This is a genomic window from Falsiroseomonas selenitidurans (genome assembly GCF_012103215.1).
In the GTDB taxonomy this organism is placed as follows: domain Bacteria; phylum Pseudomonadota; class Alphaproteobacteria; order Acetobacterales; family Acetobacteraceae; genus Falsiroseomonas; species Falsiroseomonas selenitidurans.
The window spans coordinates 66,642-91,257 of the sequence record NZ_JAAVNE010000003.1 but is presented as its reverse complement, the minus strand read 5'-3'; the positions used below and the strand labels follow the sequence as shown (position 1 = coordinate 91,257).

The window sequence follows — 24,616 nt, the reverse complement described above, 5'->3', positions numbered from 1 at the left end:
GCGGCGGCGCCATCCTGGGGCGATGCGCGCGCTGATCCTCCTGCTGCTGCTGGTGCAACCGCTTCGGGCGCAGGAGGCCGCGCATGGCGGCCCGGTGCGGGCGCTGGCGGCGGCGGCCGATGGCAGCCTGGCCTCCGGCGGCTTCGACCACGCGATGATCCTGTGGGCGCCGGGGGCGATCCGGGCGCGCGCCGTGCTGCGCTGGCATCAGGGCGCGGTGGAGGCGCTGGCGGCCCTGCCCGGCGGCGGCTTCGCCAGCAGCGGCCAGGATGGCCAGGTGGCGTTGTGGCCGGCCGCGCCGGGGCCCGCGCCGCTGCGGGTGCTGGCGGGACATCGCGGGCCGGTGGTGGGGCTGGCGGCCTCCGGCGGGCTTCTGGCCTCGGCCTCCTGGGATGGCACCGGGCGGGTCTGGGATCTGGCGGGCGGCGGCGTCCGGGTGCTGGAGGGCCACCAGGGCCAGGTCGGCGCCATCGGCTTCCGCTCCGATGGGCTGGTGGCCACGGCCGGCGCCGATGGCACGCTGCGCCTGTGGCCGGCCGGCGAGGTGCCGCTGACGCTGGCCGAGTTCGGCCTGCCGCTGAACGCCCTGGCGCCGCTGCCGGGCGATGTGCTGGCAGTGGGCGGCGCCGATGGCCGGCTGCGCCTGGTGGCCGCGGATGGCGGGGTGCGCGAAGTGGCGGCCGGCGCCCGGCCGATCGTGGCGCTGGCCGCCAGCCCGGACGGCAGCGCGGTGGCCGCCGCCGGGCTCGGCGGCGATGTGACGGTGTGGGAGGTGGCGTCGCTGCGCCTGCGCCACACGCTGGAAGGGCCGGGTCTGCCGGTCTGGTCCGTCGCCTGGGCACCGGATGGGCGCAGCCTCTACACCGGCGGCACGGATCGCCGGGTGCGGCGCTGGGATGCCGCCACCGGCCGGCCGATCGGCGCGGTGGAGCCGGCGGAGGCCGCGACGCTGCCGGAGGGGCTGCACCCGCAGGGCGCGCGGGTGTTCCGCGCCTGCGCCGCCTGCCATGCACTGCGCCCCGATGCCGGGCCGATGGCCGGGCCCAGCCTGCATGGGCTGTTCGGCCGCCGCATGGGCAGCCTGCCCGGCTATGCCTATTCCGACCGCCTGGCGCGCGGCGACATCGTCTGGACGCGGGAGACGGTGGCGGATCTGTTCACCCGCGGCCCGGACGTGGTGACGCCGGGCACGCGGATGCCGGTGCAGACCGTGGGCCAGGCCGAGGATCTGGCCGCGCTGCTGGATTTCCTCGAACGGGCGACGCGGCCGGAGTAAGGCGGCGCGACAATCGCCCGCTGCAGGCGGGCGAGCGGCCAACGGCCGCCGCGGCCTGTGCCGCGACGGGCCGCTGGAAGCGGCCGTTGGCCTGTCCTCAGAACACGAAGCGGGAGCCCACCAGCAGGCTGCGCCCGGGCGTGACGAAGCCGTTCGCCGGCTCCCACCGGCTGTTGCCCAGGTTGCGCCCTTCGACATAGGCGGCGACCGCCGGCGTCACCTGGTAGGTCGCGGTCAGGTTCAGCACCGTGCCCGCCTTGTTGTAGGTGACGCCGGAGACGAAGTTGCCGGCATCGTCATAGGCGGCGGTTTCCGGGGAGGGGCCGGTGAACAGCACCTCCGGCGCCACCACCAGCCGCGGCAGCGGCGCGATGCGGGCATTGAACGCCACCACGTTGCGCGGCCGGCGGGCCAGCGGTGCCTCCGTGGTCTCGTCCCGCGCCTCCGTCACCGTCCAGCTCGCGCGCGCCTGCAGCCAGGGCGCGGGGCGCAGGGTCACGCCCAGCTCCACGCCCTGGGAGCGCGCCTTCTCGATGTTCTCCAGGCTGGAGAAGCTGCGGTTGAAGTTGATCAGGTCCCGCGTGCGGATGTCGAAATAGGTCGCCGACAGGGTCGCGCCGTCGCTGCGGCCGAACACCGGCACGTCGGTCTCGATCCCGGCTTCCCAGGCGAAGGAGGTTTCCGGGTCGAGGTCCGGATTGCCCTGGAAGAAGCTGCCGATGCGGCCGAAGCGCTGGTACAGCGAGGGCGCCTTGAACGCCGTGCCGCTGGCCAGCCGGAGGCGGGAGGCCACTTCCGGCACCGCCAGCACCGCCCCGGCGCGCCAGGACAGGAAGCCGTCGTAATCCTCCGCCAGGTCCTGGCGCAGCCCGGCCGAAAGGTCCAGCCGCTCCCCCAGCCTGGCCTGGACGCCCGAATGCACGGCGGTGGACCGCGCCGTGGCGTTGGTCACGGTGCGGAAGAAGGGGGAGCCGGAGGTGGCGTCCACGCTCTCCCGCTCATGCGTCACGCCGAAGGCGAGCCCGGCATCCCGCAGCACGCCGAGATCGCCCAGCCGCACCCGGTTGCCCCAGTCCAGCGTCTGCCGCTGGCCGCGGTACAGATCGTCCGTGCTGGCGGAGGAACCGGCATCCGGCAGGTTCAGGTAGCGCCGCCGGTCCTCCGTCACGGCCAGCCGCAGCCCGGTGGTCCAGGCGCCCTCCAGCAGCGCCGTCTCGCCGCGCAGCTGGCCGTACCAGCGGCGGTCATTGCCGGTGTAGTTCGGGTCGTCGTTCGGGACATTGTCCAGCTCGATCCGGTTCTCCCGCCAGCGCAGCAGGCCTTCCACCAGCGTGCCGTCACCGGATGCCCAGCCGAGCCGCGCGGTGGCGGCGCCGGCGCGGAAGGATTCCGTCTCCTTCGTGTCGGCGGCGAAGCGGCGCGGCGTGGCGTCGCTGCCCTGGCTGGTCAGGCCCTGGCCGGCCAGCAGCCAGTTGAAGCCGCCCTGGTTGCCGGCCACCCCCAGCGTGCCGCGCGCCGTGGCCTGGCTGCCGCCGGCCAAATCGCCGAAGACCTGCATCGGCTGGCCGGCCGGGGCGCGGCGCGTCACCAGGTTGATCACCCCGCCGATGGCGCCGGAGCCATACAGCGCGGAGGCTGGGCCGCGCACCACCTCGATGCGCTCGATGTCCCCCAGCAGTTCATTGCCGAAGTTGAAGGCGCCGTTGGCCTCCGCCGGGTCGTTCAGCGGCACGCCATCCAGCAGCACCAGCACCTGGCGGGAGGCGGTGCCGCGCAGGAAGGCGCTGGATTGCTGGCCCAGCCCGCCGGCCTGCACCATGTGCAGGCCAGGCACGGCGGACAGCGCCTCCGTCAGGCTCTGGTAGCCGCGTTCCTCGATCTCCGCGCGGGTCAGCACGGTGACGGCGGCCGGCACGCGCTCCGCCTCGGTCGGGATGCGCGTGGCGGTGACGATGGTATCCGGGATGGCGGTCTGCGCCCGGGCTTCTGGCAGCGCCAGGAAGGGCAGCGGCAGGAAGGCCAGCGCCAGGGGCGCAGCCAGGATCAGGGACTTGGTTCGCATCGGTTTCCTCCGAGCGAGCGGACGACAAGCCGAACCGCCTTGCGGGCGGCCCGGCGGCTGGCGTCGTCGCCGCAGGCGGAGACGAGCGGCCGGGGGCGGTGGCTGCCGCCTTCGGCCTGTCGCTCCGTTGCGCCGGTGCACCCCGCCCGGCACGCGCGTGACGTCTCTGCGCCGGCCGGTCTCCTGGCTCGCGGAGTACCGGAAGCCAGGGCTCCCGGGTCCCATCCCCGCCTTCTCGGGCCGTGGGGCCCAATGGCGTCAGGGGAGGGGTCTCCGCCTACAGTTGCGGGGGCAGCCGCGGACGTGGCCCGGCGGGATCCCCCGGCTGGCCTTCGCGCGTTCCCGTTTCAGCCCTTGCGGGCCACCGTCGCATGCGGAAACGTTACCCTGGCCCGGTCAGAACATCCAGCCCAGCGCCTGCGCCCCCAGCCAGACCAGCATCACCAGCACCACCGTGGCGAAGATGCAGCCGGCGACGGTCAGCACCACGCCCCACAGTGTGGTGCGGCTGTCATGCTCGATCAGCCCCAGCGCCATGACGATGTTGCCGAAGGCCGGCGGGCCATTGGTGCCCGGCCCGGGCAGGATCAGCATGAGGGCGACATAGGCGGTCAGCCAGCCGATCAGCCTTTCGCCCAGCGGCGAGGTGAAGAAGCCGGGCCGCGGGCGGATGAAGCGTTCGATCCGCCCCAGCCCCTTGGAGGAGGCGGAGGCCAGGCGCAGCAGGTCGGACCGCTTGATGGTCTGCCGCGCCAGGATCGCCGGCAGCTTCGGCACGCGCAGCCCGAGCCCCATCTGCACGCCCAGGATCAGCAGCGGCGTGCCGAAGACGCTGGCCATGCCGGGCAGCAGGCCGGGCAGCAGCAGCAGCAGCAGCAGCATCCCGAAGGCGCGGTCGCCGAAGGCCTGCGCCATCTCGCCCAGGCTGATGCGCTCCCCCGGAAAGGCGGCCGCCACCTCCGCCACGATGCGGGAGATCGGGGCCTGGTCTTCCGGCCGCGGGGGATCGCGGCTCATGCCGGGCCGCTGCCCGGCAGGGCCGGCACGGTCACAACAGGCCGAACATCCAGCCGAAGCCCGCCGTCAGCGCCCAGAAGACGCTGCCGATGATGGACAGGCCGATGCAGGTGGCCACCACACCGAAGGCCGCGCCGGCCGCGATGGTGCGGCTGTCCTCCTCCATCAGCCCGATCGCCATGATGAGGCAGGCGAGGGAGGGCGGGCCGTTGGTGAAGGGGAAGGGCACGATGACGATGGCGGCGAGCCAGACGCCATAGGCGCCGATCACCCGCTCCGCCCGGCGGCTGGTCAGGAAGGAGGGGCGGGGGCGCACGAAGCGTTCCACCCGCTGCAGCCAGGGCAGGGCGCGCAGCGCGATCATCTGCAGGTCGCTGCGCTTCATGGACCGGCGGGTGAGGAATTGCGGCAGCCGCGGCGTGGCCATGCCCTGGGCAAGCTGGGCGCAGATGATCAGCAGCGGGACGCCGAAGATCGGGCTGAGACCGGGGATGTAGATGGGCAGTAGGTTGGGCAGGGAGAACAGCACGATCAGCACGCCATAGCCGCGCGCGCCAAGCGCCACCATCAACTCGCCGAGCGAGATGCGCTCGCCCGGCCAGTCGCGCGCCAGGTTGGACACCAGGGCGGAGACCGGCTCGACGGGCGTCGACCGGGCGGCGGCCGAGCCATGTTGCTGAAGCCCGTCGATGATCCGGCGCCCCCATCCTCGTCTGGCCGGCCTTTGCGGTCCGGAAGCCAATCCCCTCTGCAATCGGTAGCACGAAGCCTTTTCGGCTGACAGGGGGGGCGCTCACGCCGGTGTGATGGGGGCGGCAGGTCCGCGCGTCGCTGGTCTCGTTCTGCAGCCGCCTGGCCCGGCGCATCGGTTCATGCATCGTCTCCCGGCCGGCACCGGTGGGTGCGGCAGGAGCAGAGTTAGGGCGGGTGGCGGCCCGGCGCCACCCGGGCCGGCGCCTGTGGGGCGCTATTGCGGCTGAAAGTTGGCGATGCGGAGCAGTTCCGCGTTGCGGGCCACATCCGCCTCGATGAAGGCCTCGGCCTCCGCCACCGTCTCGGCCACCGGCTCGAAGCCGAGCCCGGTCAGGCGCTGCACCACCGCCGGTTCCCGCAGCCCGGCGACCAGCGCGGCGTTGATCCGGTCCGCGATCTCCCGCGGCATGGCGCGCGGGCCCCAGACGCCGTACCAGGAATAGAACTCGAACCCCGGCAGCCCGGCTTCCGCCGCCGTCGGCAGGTCGGGCGCCAGGCTGGTCCGCGCGGTGGTGGCGATGGCCAGGCCCCGCAACTGCCCGCCGCGCACCAGCGGCAGGGTGGACAGCACCGGGTCGAACATCAGCTGCGCATTGCCGGCCGCCACGTCGGTCAGCGCCGGGGCGCTGCCGCGATAGCCGACGATCTCGATCGCCGCGCCGGTCAGCCGGTTGAACTCGATGGTCGCCAGGTGGCCGGCGGCGCCGAGGCTGCTGGTGGCGAAGGTCCAGCGCCGCGGATCGGCCTTGGCGGCGGCCACCACCTCCGGGATCGTGCGCTGCGGCAAAGCCGGGTTCATCACCAGCACCAGCGGGCCGCGCGCGGTGCGGGCCAGCGGGATGAAATCCTTCACCGGGTCATAGGGCGCGGCCTTCATCACGTGCCGCGCCATCGGGTGGATCGAGGCGGAGGCCAGGATGGTGTAGCCATCCGGCGCCGCCTGCAGCACCGCCTGGCTGCCGATGGCGCCATTGGCGCCGGCGCGGTTCTCCACCACCACGGTCACGCCGAGCCGTTCCTGCAGCTTCTGCGCCGAAAGCCGCGCCATGGCGTCGGTCGCCGCGCCCGGGGTGTAGGGCACGATCATGCGGATCGGCCGCGCCGGCCAGGCGCCCTGCGCCCGCACCGATGGGGCCGCGAGGCCGGCCGCCATGCCGCCACCTGCCGCCAGAATGCCACGCCTGCCGATCATCCTGCCCATCCTCATCGCCGCGGATCGGTCCATGCTGGCACCGGGCGGGGCCGCATGCAAACCGGTTCGTGGATCAGGGATTTCATACGCATGGAAGACGTGGATATCGCGCTCTGCCTGGCCATGGACGTCTCCGCCAGCGTCGATTTCGCGGAGTTCGGGCTGATGGTGGGCGGCACCGCCGCGGCCTTCCGCGACGCGGACGTGCTGGCGGCCGCCACCGCCGGGCCGCATGGCGCGGCGGCGGTCTGCCTGCTGCTGTGGTCCGGCGTCGGCCAGCAGGATGTGGCGGTGGGCTGGACCCGGGTGGCCGGCGCCGCGGATGCCGCCGCCCTGGCCGAGGCGATCGAGAACACCCCCCGCCTGCCGCAGGCCGGCGCCACCGGGCTGGGGGAGGGCATGGCCGCCGGCCTGGCCTTGCTGGCGCGGGTGCCGGGCCGGGCGGAGCGGCTGGTGCTCGATGTTTCCGGCGATGGACGCCACAATGCCGGCCGCGCCCCCGGCCCGGTGCGCGACCTGGCGGTGGCGGCCGGGCTGACCATCAACGGCCTGGCCATCCTGAACGAGGAGCCGGACCTGCTGGCGCATTACGCGGCCGAGGTCATCGGCGGCCCGGGCAGCTTCGCCATGCCCTGCGCCGACTACGGGGATTTCGCCGAGGCGATCCTGCGCAAGCTGCGACGGGAATTGCTGGGTGGCACGCTGGTGGTGTAGCCCCAGCGGACCCCGTTCATGGTGACCCCGATGCTGCTGCTGATTCCCGGCCCCGTGCAGACCCGCCCCGAGGTTCGTGCCTGCATGGCCGAGGACATCGCCCCCTGGGACGAGGATTTCATCGCCGAATACGCCGCGATGCGGCCGCGCATCGTGCAGATCGCCGGCGGCTTGGCCGGCCAGCATGTCTCCCTGCCGCTGCCCGGCTGCGGCCACATGGTGATCGAGGCGGCGATCCGCACCTTCGTGCCCGCCGGCGAGAAGGTCCTGGTGGTGCGCAATGGCGGCTATGCGGAGCGCCTGGCGCGCCTGGCCTCCGCCGCCGGGCGGGTGGTGGTGCCGCTGGACGGGCCGGACAACGTGCCGATGGCGCCGGAGATCCTGGCCCGGGCCTTGGAGCAGAACCCGGATTGCGGCCATGTCGCCATCGTGGTCAGCGAGACCGGCACCGGCATCATCAACGACCCGGAGGTGCTGGGCCCGGTGATCGCCGCGGCGGGGCGGCGGATGATCTGCGATGCGGTGTCCGGCTTCGGCGTGGTGCCCTTCCGCATGGCGGACCACCCGGAATGCGACGTGGTGGTGTTCACCTCCAACAAATGCCTGGAGGGGCTGCCCGGCTTCGGCTTCGCCGTGGCGCCGATCGCGCGGCTCGAGGCCTGCCGCGGCCAGGCCGGTTCCTGGGCGCTGGACCTCGCGGATGTCTACGACCATGCGCTGCGCAGCGGCTGGGGCAGCTTCCGCTTCACCCCCGCGGTGCAGGCGCTGCGCGCCTTCGGCAAGGCGATGGCGATCTACGAGGCGGAGGGCGGCCAGCCGGCCCGGCTGGCGCGCTACAGCCGCAACCGGGACGTGATGTATGCCGGGCTGCAGGCGCTGGGCTTCACCCCCTATGTCGCCCCGGAATTCCAGGGGCCGATCATCGTCAACGTCTACCAGCCCGTGGACCCGAACTGGAACCTCGCGACCTTCCAGCGCGGGATGAAGGCGCGCGGGGTGATCCTTTCCGACTTCTCCTCGACCAGGAAGCCCTCGATGCGCTTCGGCTGCATCGGCGCGATCGGGGAGGAGGATATCCGATTCGCCCTGAAGCAGGCGGAGGCGGTGTTGGAGGCGATGCGCGTCGGGACGCGCGCCGCCGCCTGACAGGGCCGGCAGGGCGGGTGCCGCGCCGCGCAGCCGAAGCCGGGCCGCGCGGCCCGGCCGGCCCCGGCGGCGCGCTTCCCTATTCGATGCGGATGCCGCTGTCGCGGATGATCGGCGCCCATTTCGCGCGTTCGACCGCAAGCGCCTCGGTCAATTGCGCCGGCGTGGTCCAGCGCGGCTCCAGCCCGTTGCGGTTGAGCGCCGCGGCGGTAGCGGCATCGGCCAGGGCCACGCGCATCGCCGCGTTGACGCGGGCGATGGCGGTCTCCGGCGTGCCGCGCGGCGCCATCACCGCATACCAGGACGGCACGTCGAAGCCCGGCAGCCCGGATTCCGCGACGGTCGGGATCTCCGGCATCAGGCGCGACCGTTCGAGATGCGGGATCGCCAGGGCGCGCAGCTTGTCGGCGCGCACCTGCGCCAGCACCGACGCGGCGGTGGCAAAGGAGAAATCGACCCGGCCGGCCAGCAGGTCATTCACCACGAGGCCGCCGCCGCGGTAGTGCACCGCGGTGGTGTCCACGCCGGCGGTGCGGTTGAACAGCAGCCCCGCCAGGTGCGGCCCGCCGGCGATGCCGCTGGTGCCATAGGAAAGCTGGCCGGGCGCCGCCTTCGCCGCGGCCACCAGGTCCGCCACGCTGCGCCAGGGCCGGTCGGTCGGCAGCACCAGGATGTTGAACAGGTCGACCGCCACGGAGACGGGCACCAGGTCCCGCGCCGGGTCGACCGGCAGGCGGAGCACCATCGGGCTGACCACCAGCGCGCCGAGCGTCGCCAGCAGCAGGGTGTGGCCGTCGGCAGGGCTGCGGGCCACCACCTCGGAGGCGATGTTGCTGCCGGCGCCGGGACGGTTCTCGACCACCACGGGCTGGCCCAGCACCTCGCTCATCTTGGGCGCGATGGCTCGGGCGGAGGTGTCGGTCGCGCCGCCCGGGGTGAAGCCCACCACCAGGCGCAGCGGTCGGGAGGGAAATCCCTCCTGCGCCAGGGCGGGGGCGGCGAGGGGCAGGGCGGCCGCGCCCAGCAGGGCACGGCGGCGAAGGCGGGTCATTGGCATGCGTTTCGTCCCGGATCGCGATGTCGGTCAGTTCTGACTCTGCTCGTGTCTATGGCATGAAGCCGTGGAGTGCGAAACCGCGGCACGGCCCGGTGGCGCGCGACCGGGTCCTTCCCCAGGCCCGGCCCGGCGCGCGGCGGCTATTTCCGCTTCGTCCTCGCCGCCGCCTCGCCGGTCGCGTGGCCGGCGCTGGCCAGGGCCTGCAGGCGCTGCGGCAGGGCGGCGCGGATCGCCGGTCGCTCCGCCCGGTCCTTCTTCCAGCGCTTCTTCTCGGGCTTCAGCATGCCGCAGCCGAGGCACCAGCCGGTGGTCTCGTCATAGCGGCAGACATCGATGCAGGGGCTTGCCATCCGCCCCAGATGGGGGCGGTGGCGGTGGCGGCGGCATCACGATGGGGCGGGGCGGACCCCGCCCCGCCGCATGGCACGCCCGCCGCGCTCAGAACCGGTAGCGGACGCCGGCGCCGACGATCCAGGGGTCGAGCTCCGCCTGGCCGGTCACGGCGCCGCGGTTCACCCGCACATCCGGCTGCAGCCACAGCCGCTTCACATCCACATTCGCCACCCAGCTGGGGGTGATCTCGTAGTCCACGCCGGCATTCACCGCGAAGCCCCAGGCATTCTCCACATCGACATGGGTGATGCCGGCGCTGCGGCTGCCGCCTTCGCCGTAGAAGACGGTGTAGTTCACGCCGATGCCGAGATACGGGCTGAAGCGGCTGGCGGGCAGCGGGTGGTATTGCAGCGTCACGGTCGGCGGCAGCGCCCAGACGCGGCCGAGCTCGATCTCCCCGCCCGCCAGGCCCCGCACCGAGACATCGTGGCGCGAGGTCGCGGCGATCACGTTCACCGCGAAGTTCGGGGTCAGGAAGTAGGTCAGGTCGAGCTGCGGGGTCGCCGTCGCGCTCGCATGCGGGGTGCCGCCGATGCTGGTGCTGCCGCCATTGCTTGGCAGCACGCCGATCAGGCTGGCCCCCAGCACCAGGTCGCCCGCCTGCTTGCCGCGCACATCCTGCTGTGCCTGGGCCGGTGCCGGCAGCAGCGGGCCCGCCATCACCGCGCCGGCCAGTGCGGCGGCGCAGATCATCCGTTTCATAGCCTTGCCTCTCATCCGCGGCGCGCCCCCTGCGCGTCGCGGGGGCAGCTTCCTGCCGGTGCCTGGGCGGGTCCTTGATGCAGGTCATGCGGCAGTGCAGCGCAATCGTATGCACCCAGGAAAAGCACCGGCCGCCGCCCCCGGCTTGCCCGCCCGGCGCCACCCGGATAAGCGGCAGCATTGCCAAGGACAGGGAAACGCCGAATGGCCACCGACCTCGACATCGCCCGCGCGGCCACGCTTCGTCCGATCGCGGAGATCGCGGCGCGCGCCGGCATCCCCGATTCGGCGCTGGAGCCCTACGGCAAGTACAAGGCGAAGATCGGCCCGGATTTCGTGGCCGAAGCCTCCGCCCGCCCGCCCGGCGCGCTGGTGCTGGTCACCGGCATCAGCCCGACCCCGGCCGGCGAGGGCAAGACCACCACCACCATCGGCCTGGGCGATGCGCTGAACGCGCTGGGCACGAAGGCCATGATCGCGCTGCGCGAACCATCCCTCGGCCCCTGCTTCGGGGTGAAGGGGGGTGCCACCGGCGGCGGGCATGCGCAGGTGCTGCCGATGGAAGACATCAACCTGCACTTCACCGGCGATTTCCACGCCATTACCAGCGCCAACAACCTGCTCTCCGCCATGCTGGACAACCATCTGTACTGGGGCAACGAGCTGGGGCTGGATCCGCGCCGCGTCTCCTGGCGCCGGGCGATGGACATGAACGACCGCAACCTGCGCGACTGCGTGGTGGGCCTGGGCGGCGCCACCCAGGGCGTGGTGCGCGAGGACGGCTTCGACATCACCGTGGCCAGCGAGGTGATGGCGGTGTTCTGCCTGGCGCGCGACCTGGCGGACCTGCAGCACCGGCTGGGCCGGATGATCGTCGGCCGGCGGCGCGACGGCACGGCGGTGACGGCCAGTGACCTGAAGGCGGATGGCGCCATGGCGGCGCTGCTGCGCGATGCGCTCTCCCCCAACCTGGTGCAGACCATCGCCGGCAGCCCGGCGCTGGTGCATGGCGGGCCCTTCGCCAACATCGCGCATGGCTGCAACAGCCTGGTCGCCACGCGGCTGGCGCTGGGCCTGGCCGATGTGGTGGTGACGGAAGCCGGCTTCGGCGCCGACCTGGGCGCGGAGAAGTTCCTCGACATCAAATGCCGCCTGGCGGGGCTGAACCCCGCTGCCTGCGTCATCGTCGCCACCGTCCGCGCGCTGAAGATGCATGGCGGCGTGCCGAAGTCGGCGCTGGGGGCGGAGGATGTGGCGGCGGTCGAACGCGGCGCGGCCAACTTGGAACGCCATGTCGAGAACATGCACAAATTCGGCCTGCCCGTGGTGGTGGCGCTGAACCGCTTCGACAGCGACACGCCGGCGGAAATCGCCGCGGTGCAGGCGGCCATGGCGCGGCACGACACGCAGGCCATCCTCTGCACCCATTGGTCGGACGGCGCGGCCGGGGCGGCGGAACTCGCCCGCGCGGTGCAGGCGCGCATCGCCGCCGGGGCGGCGCGCTTCCAGCCGCTGTATCCGGACGCGATGCCGCTGGCCGAGAAGCTGCGCACCATCGCCCAGCAGGTCTATCGCGCCAGCGACATCGTGCTGCCGGCGCCCGCGGCGCAGAAGCTGGCGCGATGGGAAGCCGAGGGCTTCGGCCACCTGCCGGTCTGCGTCGCCAAGACGCAGTATTCCTTCAGTGCCGATCCCACGCTGCTCGGTGCGCCCAGCGGTCACAGCCTGCCGGTGCGCGACGTGCGGCTTTCCGCCGGCGCCGGCTTCGTCGTGGCGGTGTGCGGGGAGATCATGACCATGCCCGGCCTGCCGCGCCGCCCGGCGGCGGAGAGCATCGGGCTGGATGCGGCGGGGCAGATCGACGGGCTGTTCTGACGCCGCTCCGCGCGGTGTCCCCGGCTGAGCGCGAGGGCGGCGCTCAGAGTGCCCGGCTGGACCGCCCCTCGCGTTCCGTCACCAGCCGCAGCAGCGCCTCCGGCACCGGCTCGGCCAACGCCGCGTCGTAGCTGCGGGCCAGTTCCGCCTGCAGCCAGCGATCGAAGGCGGCCCCTCGGGGCGGCGGCATCGGCCTGGCACGGGATTGCAGGGTGATATTCATGCGGCCAAAGCGCCCGGCGGGCGCCCGGGTTCCGCGGCGATGATCGTCGCGGGCCGCATCGCCGCGGCGCCTATCGCGCCGGGCGCGGGCTGCCCTGCAGGATGGTGCGCACCAGTGCCTGGGCCAGGCAGTCGTGCAGCCTGTCCGCCACCGCCACGCGGCGGTTGCGCGGCGCGCGTTCCAGATCGATGCGCTCCGCCTCCACCCAGTGGCGCATCAGCGCCCAGCGGCTGAACAGCTGCGCGCCGCTGGCCGCCGCCGCCACGCGCAGCCAGTCCCGGTAGGTTTCCACATCCGCGTTGCTGCGCAGGAAGCGGGAGAATTGCGGGTCCATCAGCAGGATGTCGGTGCGTTCCCCGCGGCGGGCGCGCAGCCGGGCCACGGCGTCCTGCACCTCCTCCGCCATCTCCTCCGGCGGCAGGCCGCGCGCCGCCTCCACCGTGCCGAGCTGCCAGATCACCAGATGCGGGCGCACCAAGGGGCCCTGCTCGGCGATGATCCGCGCATGGTCCGCCGCTGTCGTGCCCCGCCCGCCGAAGACCGTGACCCGCACGGTGACGGGCGCCGCCTGCGCGCCCAGCCGCGCCGCCAGGCGTTCCGGCCAGGTGGCGGCGGGGCCGGAGGTGCCGCCCCCCTGGGTGGAGGCGCTGCCGACCACGAGGATGCGCAATTCGGTATGCGACAGCGCGGCGAAGACGCCGGCGAGCGGCGCCGGAAGCGCCGTCAGCTCCTCCGGCGCGTCGCAGGCGGCGGCCTCGGCCGTCGGCACCTGGGCAGGCGCCGCCCCGGCCGCCAGCAGCGCCGCGAGAAGCACAAGGCAGCGGGGCAGGGGGGCGCGCATCGCCCTCAAGGCCTAGCCGGGGCGGCGGCGGCGGGCAAGGCGGGCGTGAGCTTGCGCTTCGCCTCGCCGCCATACCAGGCGGAGACCACCGCCACCGCGATCAGCGCCGCCAGCCCCGTCACGTTCACCGCCACCTGCGCCAGCGGCCCGGAGGCGCTCTCCAGCGCCAGGCGGCCCAGGAAGGAAAGGAAGATGCCCGAACAGAACACCGGCAGCCCCTGCTGGCCCATCATCACGAAGACCGCCGCCAGGGGATGCCCCAGCCAGGCCGCATTGCGCGGGATCAGGTGGCCCACCAGCCAGCACAGCAGCAGCACGGAAGCCAGCCGCACCGGGTGCAGCGCCGCCTTGTCCACCCGCGACAGCGCCGCGCCCATCCATTCCGGCGCCTGCACGCCGAAGCCCGGCCCGTGCCACACCAGGTTCAGGGAGGCCGCGGCAGCCAGCAGCAGCGCCCCGGCCAGCAGCGCCAGGCCGCGCTGCCAGGGGAAGCGCCGCAGCAGCCGCGCCGGCTCGGCCCGGCCCAGCAGCACGCCGATCACGAACAGAAGCTGCCAGGCGAAGGGGTTGAAGAACCAGCCGGACCCGGTCCAGGACGGCAGGCCGAGCCCGGTCGCCCGCGTCACCGCATACAGCGCCACCGAGAGCCCCAGCAGCCAGGCCGGCCGGCGGATCAGCGGCAGCGCCAGGGCGAACAGGCCCAGCACCACGATGTACAGCGGCAGGATGTCCAGGAAATGCGGCTGGTAGCGCAGCAGCAGCGCCTCCAGCAAAGCGCGATAGGGCTCATTGCCGAAGGGGTCCAGGTGCAGCTCGTCCAGGTAGGCGGCCTGGTTCAGCGCGGCGGCGGAAAACCCGACCTGCGCGGCGAACACCACGAACAGGAAGATGTGCGCCACGTACAGCGTGCCCATCCGCCCCACCAGCCGCGCCGCCGCCGCCAGCCAGCCCTCGCGTTCCAGCATCCGGCCATAGGCGATGCCGGCCGCATAGCCGGCCAGCAGCACGAACACCTCCGTCGCATCGCAGAAGGCGACATTGCGCAAGGTGGCGTGCGCCAGCAGATTGCCCGGGGTGTGGGTGATGAAGATGAACCAGAGCGCGAGGCCACGCAGGAAATCCACCCGGATGTCGCGGGCGGGCCGGACAGGGGCGGCGGGGGGCGGGTTCATGCCGGGACAGCATCCGGCGGAGGCGGGGCATGGCGCAAGCCTCGGCTGATGCGCTTCTGCGCGAGGGGGCCGCGCGCCACGCGCGGGGCGAGCTGGCGCTGGCGGAGCGGCTCTACCGCCGCGCCCTGGCGGCGCGGCCCTGCGATGCCAATGCGCTGAACCTGCTTTCCGTGCTGGCGCGGCAGCGCGGCGCGCTGGAGGCGGCGCTGGCGTTGTCCGCGCAGGCGGTGGCGGCGCAGCCGGACAGCCCGGTGTTCCTGGCCAGCCGCGGCGCCACCCTGGCCGAGGCCGGGCGGCTGGAGGAGGCCGCCGCGCTGCTGCGCGCGGCCCTGGCCCGTCGCCCGACGGATGCAACCGCGCTGCGCAATCTGGGCCAGGTGCTGTGCGCGCTGGGTCGGGCGGCGGAGGCGGTGGCGCCGCTGACCCACGCGACGGAACTGGCGCCCGCTGCGGCGGAGCCTTGGATCGCGCTGGCCCATGCGCGGCGCGAAGCCGGCCAGCCGGGTGCGGCCGCCGCCGCCCGGCACGCCCTGGCGCTGCCCGGCCTGGCGCCCGGCCTGGCCGCCCAGGCGCGCTTCCTGCTGGCCGCGCTGGGCGAGGCAGCAGCGCCGGACCGCGCCCCGGCGGCCTATGTGCGCGACCTGTTCGACCAGTATGCGCCGCGCTTCGACGCCGACCTGCAGGACCGGCTGGGCTATCGCACCCCGGCGCTGCTGGCGGCGCTGCTGGTCGAAGCGGGCATCCCGGCCGATGCCACGCGCCGGGTGCTCGACCTCGGCTGCGGCACCGGCCTGTCCGGCCTGGCGCTGAAGCCCTTCGCGGCGCGGATGAAGGGGGTGGACCTGTCGCCGCGCATGCTGGCGGAGGCCGCCCGGCGCGGCCTGTACGACCGGCTGCAGGAAGCCGATCTGCTGGATGCGCTGGCCGCCGCGCCGGGGGCCTTCGACCTGGTGGCGGCGGTGGATGTGCTGAACTACCTGGGCGATCTCGGCCCGGCGCTGTCCGGCATCGCCCGGGCGCTGGCGCCCGGCGGCGTCGCGGCCTTCAGCCTGGAGGCCGGGCAGGGGGCGCCCTTCGCCCTGGGCGAGGGCCTGCGCTACCGCCACGACCCCGCCCATGTCCTGGCCCTGGCGGCGGAAGCGGGGCTGGCGCCGCTGGCACGACGTGAGGCGCCGCTGCGGGAGGAGAAGGGCGTGCCGGTGGCCGGCGTGCTGCTGCTGCTCGGCCGGACGGGGTGACGACCCGCCCGCCAGCGCTTCACGCCAGCAGGCCGCGCGCCAGCGCCCGGACATCCTGCGCCGCAATGCTGCCGGGATGCCGGGTCAGCAGGGGCGTCTGGTGGCGGATGGCGTCCGGCACCTTGGAATCCCGCCGCACCACCCCGGCCAGGTCCAGGCCGCGGGCCAGGAAGCGCCGCGTGGCGGCTTCCAGCGTGGCATGGGTGCGCTGGCCGCCGGCCGCGGTGCCGGCCAGGTTCACCACCAGCCGTGCGACGCCGCCTGGCGCATCCTTCGCGTGCAGCTTCAGCACGGCATAGGCATCGGTCAGGCTGGTCGGCTCCTCGGTCGCCACCACCAGCAGCACATCGGCCAGCGCCGCGAGCCGGCGCTGCGGCGCCTCCACCCCCGCGCCGAGGTCCACCACCACCTCCTGGAACCGCGTGGCGAGGCGCCGTGGCAGGTCGAGGGCGGCATCCAGCCCGGCCCCGGAAAGCCCCGCCAGGGCGCCGCTGCCGGAGCGCCCGGCCAGCAGGTGGAAGCCCGCCGGCAGGGGCTGCGCGGCATCTTCCGCGGCCGCGCCGGCCAGCACCGCCGCCAGGTCCCGCGCCGGGTTCAGGCCCAGCTGCACATCGGCATTCGCCAGGCCGAGATCGGCATCCATCAGCACCGCCCGCCGCCCGGCCTCGGCCAGCGCATGCGCCAGGGTGATGGACAGCCAGGTCTTGCCGACGCCACCCTTGCCGGAGGCGACGGCGATGATCCGTCCCGTCATGCGTTCTCCTGCACGGCCGGGGCGGCCAGGCGGCGTGCCAGGCCTTCCGCGGTCAAGGGTTCCAGCCCGCCCGAGGCGTCCTGCCCGGTGCCGGCCTCGGTCAGCTTCAGCCCGGCGGCGGCGGCCGAAAGCACGCCACCCAGCCGCCGCGCGGCATCGAGGCGCGTCGGCAGCAGCAGCCGGCAGCCCAGCAGGCGGAAGGCGCCGGCGGTCTCCGCCGCCTCGTCCGCGTCCAGCCCGGCCGGCAGCACCAGCACGGCGCAGCCCTGGGCGGCTTCCAGCAGCGTGGCGAGGAAGCGGGCGCCTGCGGGGTTGAAGGGGTCGCAGCCCGGCAGGTCCACCAGCACCGGCTGGCCGGCGGCGCGCCGGGCCAGCGCCTTGCGCAGCGCCGCCGGCCCGCTGGCCACCGCCAGCGGCAGGTCCAGCACCCTGGCGAAGGCCGCCAGCTGTTCCGCCGCGCCGGCCTTGCGGCCATCGGCGCTGACCAGCAGCGGCCTGGCGCCGGCCATCACCAGCCGCGTCGCCAGCTTCGCCGTGGTCAGCGTCTTGCCCGCACCCGGCGGTCCGGCCAGCAGCAGCGGTGCCGGGCCCAGCGGCAGCTTCGCGAAGCCCAGCACCGCCTCCAGCGCCGCCGGCAGCCGGCCCTCCGCCAGCCGCAGCGCCAGCGCCGCGGGCACGTTGTGGCGCGCCAGGTCCGGCGGGATGGCCCGGTGGGAGCGCGCCGCATCGGGCGCGATCATCAGCGGCTCGTCATCCTGTTCCTGCGCCGCCGTCACCTCCACCCCGCCGGGGATGCGGCGGGTGGAGAGCAGCACCGCCTCCTCGCCCAGTTCGGCGCGCAGCTGCGCCATGGCGTCCGCCATGCGGGCGGCGCGGATCACCCGCAGCTTCATGCCACGTTGCCCACCGTGCGGATGCGCGCCCGCGCATGGATCTCGGTATGCGCCAGCACCATCGTCGCCGGGCGGAAGCGTTCCACCACGGCGCGCACATGCGCGCGGATGGTGCCGGAACACACCAGCACCGCCGGCTCCCCGGCCGCGCTCGCGGCATCGAAGGCGCCGCGCAGCGCGCCCATGAAGGCGGCGAGCTTCGAGGGCGCCATCGCCAGCTGCTTCTCCTCCCCCGGCCCCACCAGCGATTCGGCGAAGGCCTGTTCCCATTCGGACGACAGCGCCACGATCGGCACATAGCCCTGCGGCCCGCGCGCCGCATCGCTCAGTTGCCGCGCCAGGCGCATCCGCACCGTGGCCAGGATGGGGCTGAGCGAGCGCGCGCCGGCGGCGGCGGCTTCCTGCATGCCTTCCAGAATGGTCGGCAGGTCGCGGATGGACACGCGTTCCGCCAGCAGCGCCTGCAGCAGCCGTTGCACCGTGCCGATGCTGGCCTGCGCCGGCACCAGGTCGGACACCAGGCGCTTATGCTCCGGCCCCAGCTCGTCCAGCAGCTTCTGGGTCTCGGAGAAGGACAGGAGCTCGGGCATGTTCTCCCGCGTCACTTCCGTCAGATGCGTGGCCAGCACGCCGGCGGCATCCACCACCGTGCAGCCCAGCGCCAGCGCCTCCTCGCGCCGGAATTCCTCGATCCAGGCGGCGGGCAGGCCGAAGGTGGGTTCCTGCACGCGTTCCCCCGGCAGGGCGGGCGGGTTGCCGGAGGGGTCGATGGCCAGGTGCAGCGGCGGCTTCAGCGCGCCGCGCCCGGCCTCGATCTCCTTCACCCGGATCACATAGGTGTCGGCCGGCAGTTGCAGATTGTCCTGGATGCGGACGCTGGGCAGCACGAAGCCCAGCTCCTGCGCCGTGGTCTTGCGCAGGGTGCGGATCTGTTCGGTCAGCCGCGGTGCCTCGCCGGCCGCCAGGCTCAGCAGGCCGTAGCCCAGTTCCAGCCGCAGCAGGTCCATGCGCAGCGCGTCGCTGGCCGGCGGGTCCGCCGGTGGCGGCGGCGGCGCCTCGGCCACCGCCTTGCGGCCCTTGTCCGCCCGGTCCTGCAGCACCGCGCCCCAGGCGGCGGCGCCGGCCAGCGCCAGGAAGGGGATGGCCGGCATGCCCGGCAGCAGCGCCATCACCGCCGCCGCGCCCGCCGCCAGGCCGAGCGGCTTGGAACCGCCGAGCTGCAGCGCCAGCGCCTGGTCGGCGCGGCCCTCGACGCCGCCCTTGGTCACCACGATGCCGGCGGCGAGGGAGACGAGCAGCGCCGGGATCTGCCCCACCAGCCCGTCGCCCACCGTCAGGATGGAGTAGGTGGACACCGCCTCCCCGAAGGGCAGGCCCTGGCGGATGGTGCCGATGGCGATGCCGGCCAGCAGGTTGATCAGCGTGGTGACGAGGCCGGCGATGGCATCGCCGCGGACGAATTTCGCGGCACCGTCCATGGCGCCGTAGAAGCCGCTCTCCTCCTCCAGCTCGCGCCGCTTCAGCCGCGCCTGGTCCTCGTTCAGCAGGCCGGAGGACAGGTCCGCATCGATCGCCATCTGCTTGCCCGGCATTGCATCCAGGCTGAACCGCGCCGCGACTTCCGCGATGCGGCCGGAACCCTTGGAGACGACGACGAAGTTCACCAGCAGCAGGATGGCGAAGACGATCAGCCCCACCAGCACGTCGCCGCCCATCAGGAAGCCGCCAAAGGCGGAGACCACCTGGCCGGCTGCCGTCGGGCCCTCATGCCCATGGCTGAGGATGGCGCGGGTGGTGGCCACGTTCAGCGCCAGGCGCAGCAGCGTGGTCAGCAGCAGCACGGTGGGGAAGCTGGTGAAGTCCAGCGGCCGGTGCATGAACAGCGAGACCATCAGCACCAGCACCGCGCCGGTGAAGGACAGCGCCAGGCCCACATCCAGCATCCAGGTGGGCAGCGGCACCACCAGCACCGCGACCAGCAGCACCACGCCGAGGCCGAGCGCCACGTCGCCACCGGGGCGCGCCCGCAGCAGCCAGGCCGGCAGGACAAGGCTGCCCATGCGTCAGGCCAGGCTGGAAAGCGGCAGCGGCATGGGGTGGCCCGCCGGCTGGCCAGCGGGCGGCTGACCGGGCGCCGGCGGCACGGCGATGCCGGCGCTGCGGTATTCGCCCAGCTTGTTGCGCAGCGTGCGGATGGAGATGCCGAGGATCTCCGCCGCACGGGTGCGGTTGCCCAGGCAATGGGTCAGCGTCTCCAGGATCAGCTCCCGCTCCACCTCCTCCACCTTGCGGCCGACCAGGGCGGTGACGCGGTTGCCGGCCGGGGCAGGGCCGGGGCCGGGGGGAGGAGGGGCCGGGGCGGCCGTGGCGGGCGGGGGCGCGGCGGGCTGGGCCAGGGCGGGCTGCGCCAACTCGATCGCCTCCGGCCCCACCTCATGGCCCTCGGCCAGCAGCACGGCGCGGTGGATGGTGTTCTCCAGCTCCCGCACATTGCCGGGCCAGGGGTGTGCCAGCAGGCGGTGGCGCGCCAGCGGCGCCAGCGGGCGCGGGGCCAGGCCGTTCACCTGGGCGTAGCGGGTGCAGAAATGCTCGGCCAGCGGCAGGATGTCCGCCGGGCGCTCGCGCAGCGGCGGGATGCGCAGCGCGACGACGTTGAGGCGGAAATACAGATCCTCCCGGAACCGCCCGGCCGCCACTTCCGCCGCCAGGTCCCGATGCGTCGCGGCGATGATGCGCACATCGACGCGCACCGGCGCGCCACCGCCGAGGCGATCCACTTCCCGTTCCTGGATCACGCGCAGGATCTTGGCCTGCAGGCGGGGGTCCATCTCGCCGATCTCGTCCAGCAGCAGCGTGCCGCCCTCGGCCTGTTCGAACTTGCCCTTGCGCTGCGCGATGGCGCCGCTGAAGGCGCCCTTCTCATGGCCGAACAACTCCGATTCCAGCAGCGTCTCCGGCAGCGCGGCGCAGTTCAGCGCGACGAAGGGGCCGCGCGCGCGCTTCGACAGCGCATGCAGGTGGCGCGCCATCACTTCCTTGCCCGTGCCGCTTTCCCCGGTGAGCAGGACGGAGGCCTCCGCCCGGCCCAGCTGCGCCGCGCGCGCCAGCAGCGCCGTCATCGCCGGGTCGCGCGCCACCGGCCCGGCATCGGCCTGCGGCGCCGCGCCGGCGGCTTCCAGCATGGCGATGATGAGGTCGGCATCCGGCGGCAGCGGCAGGAAGTCCCGCGCGCCGCCCTCGATGGCACGCACCGCCGCATCCGCATCCTCGGCCCGGCCGCAGGCGACCACGGGGCATGCGATGCGTTCCGCCGCCAGCGCCTGCACCAGCCACACCACGTCGTGCCGCAGATCCACCAGCACCAGGTCGGCGCCTTCCGCGCGCAGCCGGTCCAGCCCCGTGCCGACGCCTTCCGCATGGCCGAGCTTGGCGCCGCGCGCGATGGCCACGCGCGCCGCGGCGCCCAGCTCCCCTTCCAGGGACCCGATGATCAGCAGCCGGGCCATGGCCTCAGCCGCCCCGGTCGGATTTGACGATCTCGGTCATCGTCACGCCCAGGCGGTTGTCGTCCACCATCACGACTTCCCCGCGCGCGACCAGGCGGTTGTTGACGTAGATGTCCACCGCCTCGCCCAGCTTGCGGTCCAGCTCCACCACCGCGCCGCGGCCCAGCTTCAGCAGCTGCGACACCTGCATGGTGGCGCGGCCGAGCACGGCCGAGACCTGCACCGGAATGTCGTAGACCGCATCCAGGTCGCGCGGCCCGCTGGGCTGGCTGCTGCCCTGCTGCGCTTCCGTCGCGGGCACGGGCTCGAAGCCATCCTGGCTCGTCATGCCACCATCTCCTGTTCGCCCTCGGGCGTTGCGTCGTTCCAGATCCCCACGGCGCGCAGCACCTGCGCGATGGCCGCGCGGCGCGCCGCCAGCGCGATCACCACGGCACCGTCACGCCACGCCACGCGCGCATCGCCGGCGGGCAGGGCGGCATCCGCCACCACCGGCGGGCTGCCCGGCGGCAACAGGGCCGCCACCGCCTCCACCAGCCCCGGCGCCACATGCAGGACCGCTTCCGGCCGGTCGGCGATGGCCTGGCGCAGCGGCGGCACCAGATGCGCCACGATCTCCGGCCCCAGCCGCGCCGCGGCGCCGGGCAGCGCCAGGTCCAGCACCTGCATCAGAAGCCCCGCCAGCGCCTGGGCGCCGGCTTCCGCCGTGGCCTGGCCGGCCTGTTCGGCACCGGCCATCTGGGTTGCGATGCGTTCCAGCGCGCGCTGGATCGCCGCCTGCTGCGCCGCCGCCTGTTCGGCGCGGCCTTCCTTCAGCCCGGCCGCATGGCCGATGGCGCGGCCCTGCAGCACGCCCTCGGCCCGCGCCGCCTCGGCCAGCGCCGCCGGGTCGGGCGGCGGCGGCTCCGGCTCCGGCGGCGGTGGTGGCGGCGCGCCGAGATCGGGCAGGCGGAGCGCGCGCATCATGCCAGCATCTCGTCGTCGCGGCCGTCGGCGATCTGGATCTGGCCCTGCGCCGCCAGGTCCTTGGCGATGCCGACGATCAGCGCCTGCGCCTCGTCCACGTCGCGCAGCTTCACCGGGCCGAGCCCGGCAAGGTCGTCCTTCAGGAGCTTGGAGGCGCGTTCCGACAGGTTGCGGAAGAACATGTCGCGCAGCGTCTCCGACGCCCCCTTCAGCGCCAGCGTCAGCTTGTCCTTCGGCACGCCGCGCAGCAGCGCCTGGATGCCCTGCTGGTCCAGCCGCTGCAGGTCGTCGAAGGTGAACATCAGCGCACGGATCTTCTCCGCGCTGTCGCGGGAGCGTTCCTCCAGCGCCGACAGGATGCGGCCCTCCGCCGCGCGGTCCAGGTTGTTGAAGATCTCCGCCATCACCTCATGCGCATCGCGGCGCGACCCGCGGGCGAGGTTGGACATGAACTCCATGCGCAGCGTGCGCTCCACGCCCTCCAGCGCTTCCTTCTGCACCGTCTCCATGCGCAGCATGCGCATCACCACTTCCATGGCGAAGCCTTCCGGCAGCAGCGCCAGCACGCGGGCCGCATGGTCCGGCCGCACCTTGGACAGCACGACGGAGACGGTCTGCGGGTATTCGTTCTTCAGGTAGTTCGCCAGCACCGCCTCGTTCACGTTGCCCAGCTTGTCCCACATGGTGCGGCCCGCGGGGCCGCGGATCTCCTCCATGATCTGGGCGACGCGTTCCTTCGGCAGCGTCTTCAGCAGCAGCCTTTCGGTGCTTTCATAGGACCCGACCAGATGCCCCGCCTGGCCGAGCTGCTGGCCGAATTCGCGCACCACCTCCTCGACCGTCGCGGCGCCGATGGAGCCGAGCGCCGCCATCGCCAGGGACAGGTCGCGGATCTCGTCCTCATGCAGCCGGGCGAAGATCTGCGCCGCATGCGCCTCGCCCAGCGCCAGCATCAGCGTGGCGGCCTTCTGCGGGCCGCTGAGGATGTTGACGCCGCTCATGCCGCATCCGCCGGGGCCAGCCAGCGGCGCACCACGGTCACCGCCGCATCCGGGTTCTTCTCCACCATCTCCATCAGCGCGGCGAGGGCCGAGGCCCGCATCTCGCCTTCCACCTTGGCCAGCTGCACCATCGCATCCTCCTCCGTCGCCGGGCTGCCATCCTGGGCCAGCAGCGGCGTGCCATCAGGGCCGAGCGGCACCTGCCCGCCATTGGCCTGCGCCAGCGCCGCCGCTTCCTCCGCCGTGATGGTCACGCCGATACTGCCCGCGGCGCCGGCCAGCGCCGGCGGCGGGGCGATGGCCAGCACCAGGCGGTTGGCCACCGGCTTGCCGATCAGCAGGATCGCCGCCAGCGCCACCAGCGCCAGGATCCCGGATTCCAGCACCCGGCCCATCACCGCCGGCGGCACCGTCTGGCCCAGGATGCTGAAGCCCTCGGAAACCGCCTCCGCCAGCGGCGGCTCGGCGAAGCGCAGGCTCACCACCTCCACCTTGTCGCCGCGCTCCTCGTTGAAGCCGACGGCCGATTTGGCGAGGGAGAGGATGCGCGCCAGCTCATCCGCATTGCGTTCGCGGAAGCGCGGCGGCGCGCCATCCGGCTGCGGCTCCCAGATCCCGTCCACCAGCACGGCCAGGGACACGCGGCGCAGCACCGGCTGGTCGCGCGCCGTGTTGCGCGTGCTGCGGCCGATCTCGAAATTCGTCGTCTCTTCCTGCCGCTGCTGTTCGCTGCGGCTTCCGCCGGCATTGGCCTCCGCGCCCGGCAGCTGGTTGGCGACGGAAACGTTCCCGGCCTCCCCGCTGCGGTTGCTCTCGGTGGCGGATTGGGTGCTGCGCGGCACCTGGTTTTCCGGGTCGAAGCGTTCCTCGGTGGTCTGCACGCGGTCGAAATCCATCTCCACCGCGGCTTCCGCGCGCACCCGCCCGGGGCCCAGCGTGCGCTCCAGCAGATCCTCCACCGCCCGCGCCAGGCGCAGCTCCGCATTGCGGCGCAGCTCTTCCCCGGTTGCGGCGGCGGCGGGGCCGGACAGCGCCTGGCCGCCGCGGGCCAGCAATTCGCCGCGGCTGTCGACGATGGAGACCTGCTGCGGGCGCAGGCCGGGCACCGCCGCGGCGACCAGGTGCAGCACCGCCTGCACGCCGTCGCGGTCCAGCCGCTGCGCGCCCTGCATGGTCAGCACGACGCTGGCCTGCGCCTCGCCGCGTTCGCGCGTGAAGGGCTCGCGCCGCGGCAGCACCAGGTGCACGCGCGCGGTGCGCACGCCGGCCAGGCCGCGGATGGTGCGCGCCAGCTCCCCCTCCAGGGCGCGCAGGCGGTTCACATCCTGCTGGAAGGGCGTGGTGGTGAGGCTCTCGCCGCGGTCGAAGATCTCGTAGCCGACCGATCCGCCGGAGGGCATGCCATCGCGCGCCAGCATCAGGCGGATGCGCGGCACCTCCGATTCCGGGACCAGCAGCTGCGCGCCGCCGGCTTCCAGCCGGTGCGGGATGCGGGCGCGTTCCAGCGCCTGCACCATCTGCCCCGCGTCACGCGGGTCCAGATCCCCGTACAGCAGCGCCATGGGCGGCTCCGCCGCGCGCATCGCCAGCATTGCCACCAGCCCGAGCACGGCGAGGCCGACCCCGGCCAGGGCCGCCAGGCGCAGCGGGCCGAATTGGCGGAGCTGGTCGATCAACCCGCCCATCCGCCGCCCCCAGCCCCGCGCCGGCCAAGTCCGCGTGCCCAAGATCCCTGCGCCACGCCCGATCGCATCCTGCCATCCCCAGGCCGGTCCAAACCGGCTGGGCAGGTTCTGCCGGGTCTGCGGTAAGGATCAGGTTAAGGCGGCGCGGAA

Annotated in this window: 23 protein-coding genes and 1 riboswitch; of the genes, 5 read left to right on the top strand and 18 right to left on the bottom strand. The window is 73.7% G+C overall.

Features of this window, described 5'->3' with window-relative positions:
* Positions 1-22: 22 nt before the first annotated feature.
* On the top strand, positions 23-1,276 hold the full coding sequence (locus tag HEQ75_RS03140) for a hypothetical protein (protein ID WP_168027471.1): 1,254 nt from the start codon (positions 23-25) through the stop codon (positions 1,274-1,276).
* A gap of 97 nt (positions 1,277-1,373) precedes the next feature.
* Here the strand turns inward: HEQ75_RS03140 and HEQ75_RS03135 are convergent, their stop codons facing one another.
* The 4 genes from HEQ75_RS03135 to HEQ75_RS03120 form a co-directional block, all read right to left on the bottom strand.
* A complete protein-coding gene (locus HEQ75_RS03135) occupies positions 1,374-3,338 on the bottom strand; it encodes a TonB-dependent receptor plug domain-containing protein (protein WP_168027470.1) in 1,965 nt (654 codons plus the stop codon).
* Positions 3,339-3,495: 157 nt separating this feature from the next.
* Positions 3,496-3,722: riboswitch (cobalamin riboswitch) on the bottom strand.
* A 12-nt stretch (positions 3,723-3,734) separates the two neighbouring features.
* Entirely contained in the window at positions 3,735-4,355 is a 621-nt protein-coding gene (locus HEQ75_RS03130; protein ID WP_168027469.1) for an exopolysaccharide biosynthesis protein, read from the bottom strand.
* Positions 4,356-4,386: 31 nt separating this feature from the next.
* Positions 4,387-4,977, bottom strand: a complete 591-nt coding sequence (locus tag HEQ75_RS03125) for an exopolysaccharide biosynthesis protein (RefSeq protein ID WP_168027468.1) — start codon at positions 4,975-4,977, stop codon at positions 4,387-4,389.
* Between the two features lie 345 nt (positions 4,978-5,322).
* Complete coding sequence (locus HEQ75_RS03120; RefSeq protein WP_235961219.1) at positions 5,323-6,300, bottom strand: Bug family tripartite tricarboxylate transporter substrate binding protein; 978 nt, start codon at positions 6,298-6,300, stop codon at positions 5,323-5,325.
* A 90-nt stretch (positions 6,301-6,390) separates the two neighbouring features.
* Here HEQ75_RS03120 and HEQ75_RS03115 point away from each other — a divergent pair, with 90 nt between their 5' ends.
* Both HEQ75_RS03115 and HEQ75_RS03110 read left to right on the top strand, forming a co-directional pair.
* Positions 6,391-7,014, top strand: coding sequence for a DUF1194 domain-containing protein (locus HEQ75_RS03115; protein WP_168027467.1), 624 nt, complete (start codon positions 6,391-6,393; stop codon positions 7,012-7,014).
* Between the two features lie 18 nt (positions 7,015-7,032).
* Positions 7,033-8,160: a 2-aminoethylphosphonate--pyruvate transaminase gene (locus tag HEQ75_RS03110; RefSeq protein ID WP_235961217.1), complete on the top strand. Its 1,128-nt coding sequence runs from the start codon at positions 7,033-7,035 to the stop codon at positions 8,158-8,160.
* Between the two features lie 79 nt (positions 8,161-8,239).
* Here HEQ75_RS03110 and HEQ75_RS03105 read toward each other — a convergent pair whose 3' ends face one another.
* The 3 genes from HEQ75_RS03105 to HEQ75_RS03095 all read right to left on the bottom strand — a co-directional run bounded on the left by HEQ75_RS03105 (position 8,240) and on the right by HEQ75_RS03095 (position 10,312).
* Positions 8,240-9,211, bottom strand: coding sequence for a Bug family tripartite tricarboxylate transporter substrate binding protein (locus HEQ75_RS03105; RefSeq protein WP_168027466.1), 972 nt, complete (start codon positions 9,209-9,211; stop codon positions 8,240-8,242).
* Positions 9,212-9,357: 146 nt separating this feature from the next.
* Positions 9,358-9,567: a DUF1289 domain-containing protein gene (locus HEQ75_RS03100; RefSeq protein ID WP_168027465.1), complete on the bottom strand. Its 210-nt coding sequence runs from the start codon at positions 9,565-9,567 to the stop codon at positions 9,358-9,360.
* 88 nt (positions 9,568-9,655) lie between these two features.
* Entirely contained in the window at positions 9,656-10,312 is a 657-nt protein-coding gene (locus tag HEQ75_RS03095; protein WP_168027464.1) for an OmpW/AlkL family protein, read from the bottom strand.
* A 204-nt stretch (positions 10,313-10,516) separates the two neighbouring features.
* On the opposite strand from HEQ75_RS03095, the gene HEQ75_RS03090 reads away from it, so the two are divergent.
* Positions 10,517-12,187, top strand: a complete 1,671-nt coding sequence (locus HEQ75_RS03090) for a formate--tetrahydrofolate ligase (protein WP_168027463.1) — start codon at positions 10,517-10,519, stop codon at positions 12,185-12,187.
* A gap of 43 nt (positions 12,188-12,230) precedes the next feature.
* Here HEQ75_RS03090 and HEQ75_RS03085 read toward each other — a convergent pair whose 3' ends face one another.
* From HEQ75_RS03085 to HEQ75_RS03075, 3 genes are all read right to left on the bottom strand, one after another.
* Positions 12,231-12,377 carry a hypothetical protein gene (locus HEQ75_RS03085; protein ID WP_168027462.1) on the bottom strand — a complete coding sequence of 49 codons (147 nt, stop codon included), beginning with the start codon at positions 12,375-12,377 and terminating at the stop codon, positions 12,231-12,233.
* A gap of 103 nt (positions 12,378-12,480) precedes the next feature.
* Positions 12,481-13,251 carry an SGNH/GDSL hydrolase family protein gene (locus HEQ75_RS03080; RefSeq protein ID WP_168027461.1) on the bottom strand — a complete coding sequence of 257 codons (771 nt, stop codon included), beginning with the start codon at positions 13,249-13,251 and terminating at the stop codon, positions 12,481-12,483.
* Between the two features lie 5 nt (positions 13,252-13,256).
* Positions 13,257-14,423: an OpgC family protein gene (locus HEQ75_RS03075; protein ID WP_168027460.1), complete on the bottom strand. Its 1,167-nt coding sequence runs from the start codon at positions 14,421-14,423 to the stop codon at positions 13,257-13,259.
* A 29-nt stretch (positions 14,424-14,452) separates the two neighbouring features.
* Between HEQ75_RS03075 and HEQ75_RS03070 the strand changes: the two genes are divergently transcribed.
* Positions 14,453-15,661: a methyltransferase domain-containing protein gene (locus HEQ75_RS03070; protein WP_168027459.1), complete on the top strand. Its 1,209-nt coding sequence runs from the start codon at positions 14,453-14,455 to the stop codon at positions 15,659-15,661.
* A gap of 19 nt (positions 15,662-15,680) precedes the next feature.
* Here the strand turns inward: HEQ75_RS03070 and HEQ75_RS03065 are convergent, their stop codons facing one another.
* From HEQ75_RS03065 to fliF, 8 genes are read right to left on the bottom strand one after another with little or no spacing between them, the layout of a single operon-like run.
* Positions 15,681-16,415 carry a nucleotide-binding protein gene (locus HEQ75_RS03065; protein ID WP_168027458.1) on the bottom strand — a complete coding sequence of 245 codons (735 nt, stop codon included), beginning with the start codon at positions 16,413-16,415 and terminating at the stop codon, positions 15,681-15,683.
* Positions 16,412-17,308, bottom strand: coding sequence for a flagellar biosynthesis protein FlhF (locus HEQ75_RS03060; RefSeq protein WP_168027457.1), 897 nt, complete (start codon positions 17,306-17,308; stop codon positions 16,412-16,414). The genes HEQ75_RS03065 and HEQ75_RS03060 overlap by 4 nt, the downstream gene beginning before the upstream one ends.
* Positions 17,305-19,368 (bottom strand): flagellar biosynthesis protein FlhA, encoded by a 2,064-nt coding sequence (flhA, locus tag HEQ75_RS03055; protein WP_168027456.1) that lies wholly within the window; start codon positions 19,366-19,368, stop codon positions 17,305-17,307. Before flhA ends, HEQ75_RS03060 begins: the two co-directional genes overlap by 4 nt.
* Positions 19,369-19,371: 3 nt before the next feature.
* The gene (locus HEQ75_RS03050; RefSeq protein ID WP_168027455.1) at positions 19,372-20,814 is read right to left on the bottom strand and encodes a sigma-54-dependent transcriptional regulator; all 1,443 of its coding nucleotides are present in this window, start codon (positions 20,812-20,814) and stop codon (positions 19,372-19,374) included.
* Positions 20,815-20,818: 4 nt separating this feature from the next.
* On the bottom strand, positions 20,819-21,142 hold the full coding sequence (gene fliN, locus HEQ75_RS03045) for a flagellar motor switch protein FliN (protein WP_168027454.1): 324 nt from the start codon (positions 21,140-21,142) through the stop codon (positions 20,819-20,821).
* Positions 21,139-21,780, bottom strand: coding sequence for a FliH/SctL family protein (locus HEQ75_RS03040; RefSeq protein ID WP_168027453.1), 642 nt, complete (start codon positions 21,778-21,780; stop codon positions 21,139-21,141). The genes fliN and HEQ75_RS03040 overlap by 4 nt, the downstream gene beginning before the upstream one ends.
* Entirely contained in the window at positions 21,777-22,781 is a 1,005-nt protein-coding gene (fliG, locus tag HEQ75_RS03035) for a flagellar motor switch protein FliG (protein ID WP_168027452.1), read from the bottom strand. Before fliG ends, HEQ75_RS03040 begins: the two co-directional genes overlap by 4 nt.
* Positions 22,778-24,466, bottom strand: a complete 1,689-nt coding sequence (gene fliF / locus HEQ75_RS03030) for a flagellar basal-body MS-ring/collar protein FliF (protein WP_168027451.1) — start codon at positions 24,464-24,466, stop codon at positions 22,778-22,780. The genes fliG and fliF overlap by 4 nt, the downstream gene beginning before the upstream one ends.
* Between the last annotated feature and the right edge of the window lie 150 nt (positions 24,467-24,616).

What these genes read in the sequence shown, in the direction of transcription:
- HEQ75_RS03130 (WP_168027469.1), bottom strand. Translation starts at nt 4,355, where the DNA reads ATGAGCCGCGATCCCCCGCGGCCGGAAGACCAGGCCCCGATCTCCCGC.
- HEQ75_RS03060 (WP_168027457.1), bottom strand. Translation starts at nt 17,308, where the DNA reads ATGAAGCTGCGGGTGATCCGCGCCGCCCGCATGGCGGACGCCATGGCG.
- HEQ75_RS03065 (WP_168027458.1), bottom strand. Translation starts at nt 16,415, where the DNA reads ATGACGGGACGGATCATCGCCGTCGCCTCCGGCAAGGGTGGCGTCGGC.
- fliN (WP_168027454.1), bottom strand. Translation starts at nt 21,142, where the DNA reads ATGACGAGCCAGGATGGCTTCGAGCCCGTGCCCGCGACGGAAGCGCAG.
- HEQ75_RS03100 (WP_168027465.1), bottom strand. Translation starts at nt 9,567, where the DNA reads ATGGCAAGCCCCTGCATCGATGTCTGCCGCTATGACGAGACCACCGGC.
- HEQ75_RS03095 (WP_168027464.1), bottom strand. Translation starts at nt 10,312, where the DNA reads ATGAAACGGATGATCTGCGCCGCCGCACTGGCCGGCGCGGTGATGGCG.
- HEQ75_RS03110 (WP_235961217.1), top strand. Translation starts at nt 7,033, where the DNA reads ATGGTGACCCCGATGCTGCTGCTGATTCCCGGCCCCGTGCAGACCCGC.
- HEQ75_RS03090 (WP_168027463.1), top strand. Translation starts at nt 10,517, where the DNA reads ATGGCCACCGACCTCGACATCGCCCGCGCGGCCACGCTTCGTCCGATC.
- HEQ75_RS03070 (WP_168027459.1), top strand. Translation starts at nt 14,453, where the DNA reads ATGGCGCAAGCCTCGGCTGATGCGCTTCTGCGCGAGGGGGCCGCGCGC.
- HEQ75_RS03085 (WP_168027462.1), bottom strand. Translation starts at nt 12,377, where the DNA reads ATGCCGCCGCCCCGAGGGGCCGCCTTCGATCGCTGGCTGCAGGCGGAA.
- HEQ75_RS03135 (WP_168027470.1), bottom strand. Translation starts at nt 3,338, where the DNA reads ATGCGAACCAAGTCCCTGATCCTGGCTGCGCCCCTGGCGCTGGCCTTC.
- flhA (WP_168027456.1), bottom strand. Translation starts at nt 19,368, where the DNA reads ATGGGCAGCCTTGTCCTGCCGGCCTGGCTGCTGCGGGCGCGCCCCGGT.
- fliF (WP_168027451.1), bottom strand. Translation starts at nt 24,466, where the DNA reads ATGGGCGGGTTGATCGACCAGCTCCGCCAATTCGGCCCGCTGCGCCTG.
- HEQ75_RS03040 (WP_168027453.1), bottom strand. Translation starts at nt 21,780, where the DNA reads ATGATGCGCGCGCTCCGCCTGCCCGATCTCGGCGCGCCGCCACCACCG.
- HEQ75_RS03075 (WP_168027460.1), bottom strand. Translation starts at nt 14,423, where the DNA reads ATGAACCCGCCCCCCGCCGCCCCTGTCCGGCCCGCCCGCGACATCCGG.
- HEQ75_RS03105 (WP_168027466.1), bottom strand. Translation starts at nt 9,211, where the DNA reads ATGACCCGCCTTCGCCGCCGTGCCCTGCTGGGCGCGGCCGCCCTGCCC.
- HEQ75_RS03115 (WP_168027467.1), top strand. Translation starts at nt 6,391, where the DNA reads ATGGAAGACGTGGATATCGCGCTCTGCCTGGCCATGGACGTCTCCGCC.
- HEQ75_RS03080 (WP_168027461.1), bottom strand. Translation starts at nt 13,251, where the DNA reads ATGCGCGCCCCCCTGCCCCGCTGCCTTGTGCTTCTCGCGGCGCTGCTG.
- fliG (WP_168027452.1), bottom strand. Translation starts at nt 22,781, where the DNA reads ATGAGCGGCGTCAACATCCTCAGCGGCCCGCAGAAGGCCGCCACGCTG.
- HEQ75_RS03050 (WP_168027455.1), bottom strand. Translation starts at nt 20,814, where the DNA reads ATGGCCCGGCTGCTGATCATCGGGTCCCTGGAAGGGGAGCTGGGCGCC.
- HEQ75_RS03120 (WP_235961219.1), bottom strand. Translation starts at nt 6,300, where the DNA reads ATGATCGGCAGGCGTGGCATTCTGGCGGCAGGTGGCGGCATGGCGGCC.
- HEQ75_RS03140 (WP_168027471.1), top strand. Translation starts at nt 23, where the DNA reads ATGCGCGCGCTGATCCTCCTGCTGCTGCTGGTGCAACCGCTTCGGGCG.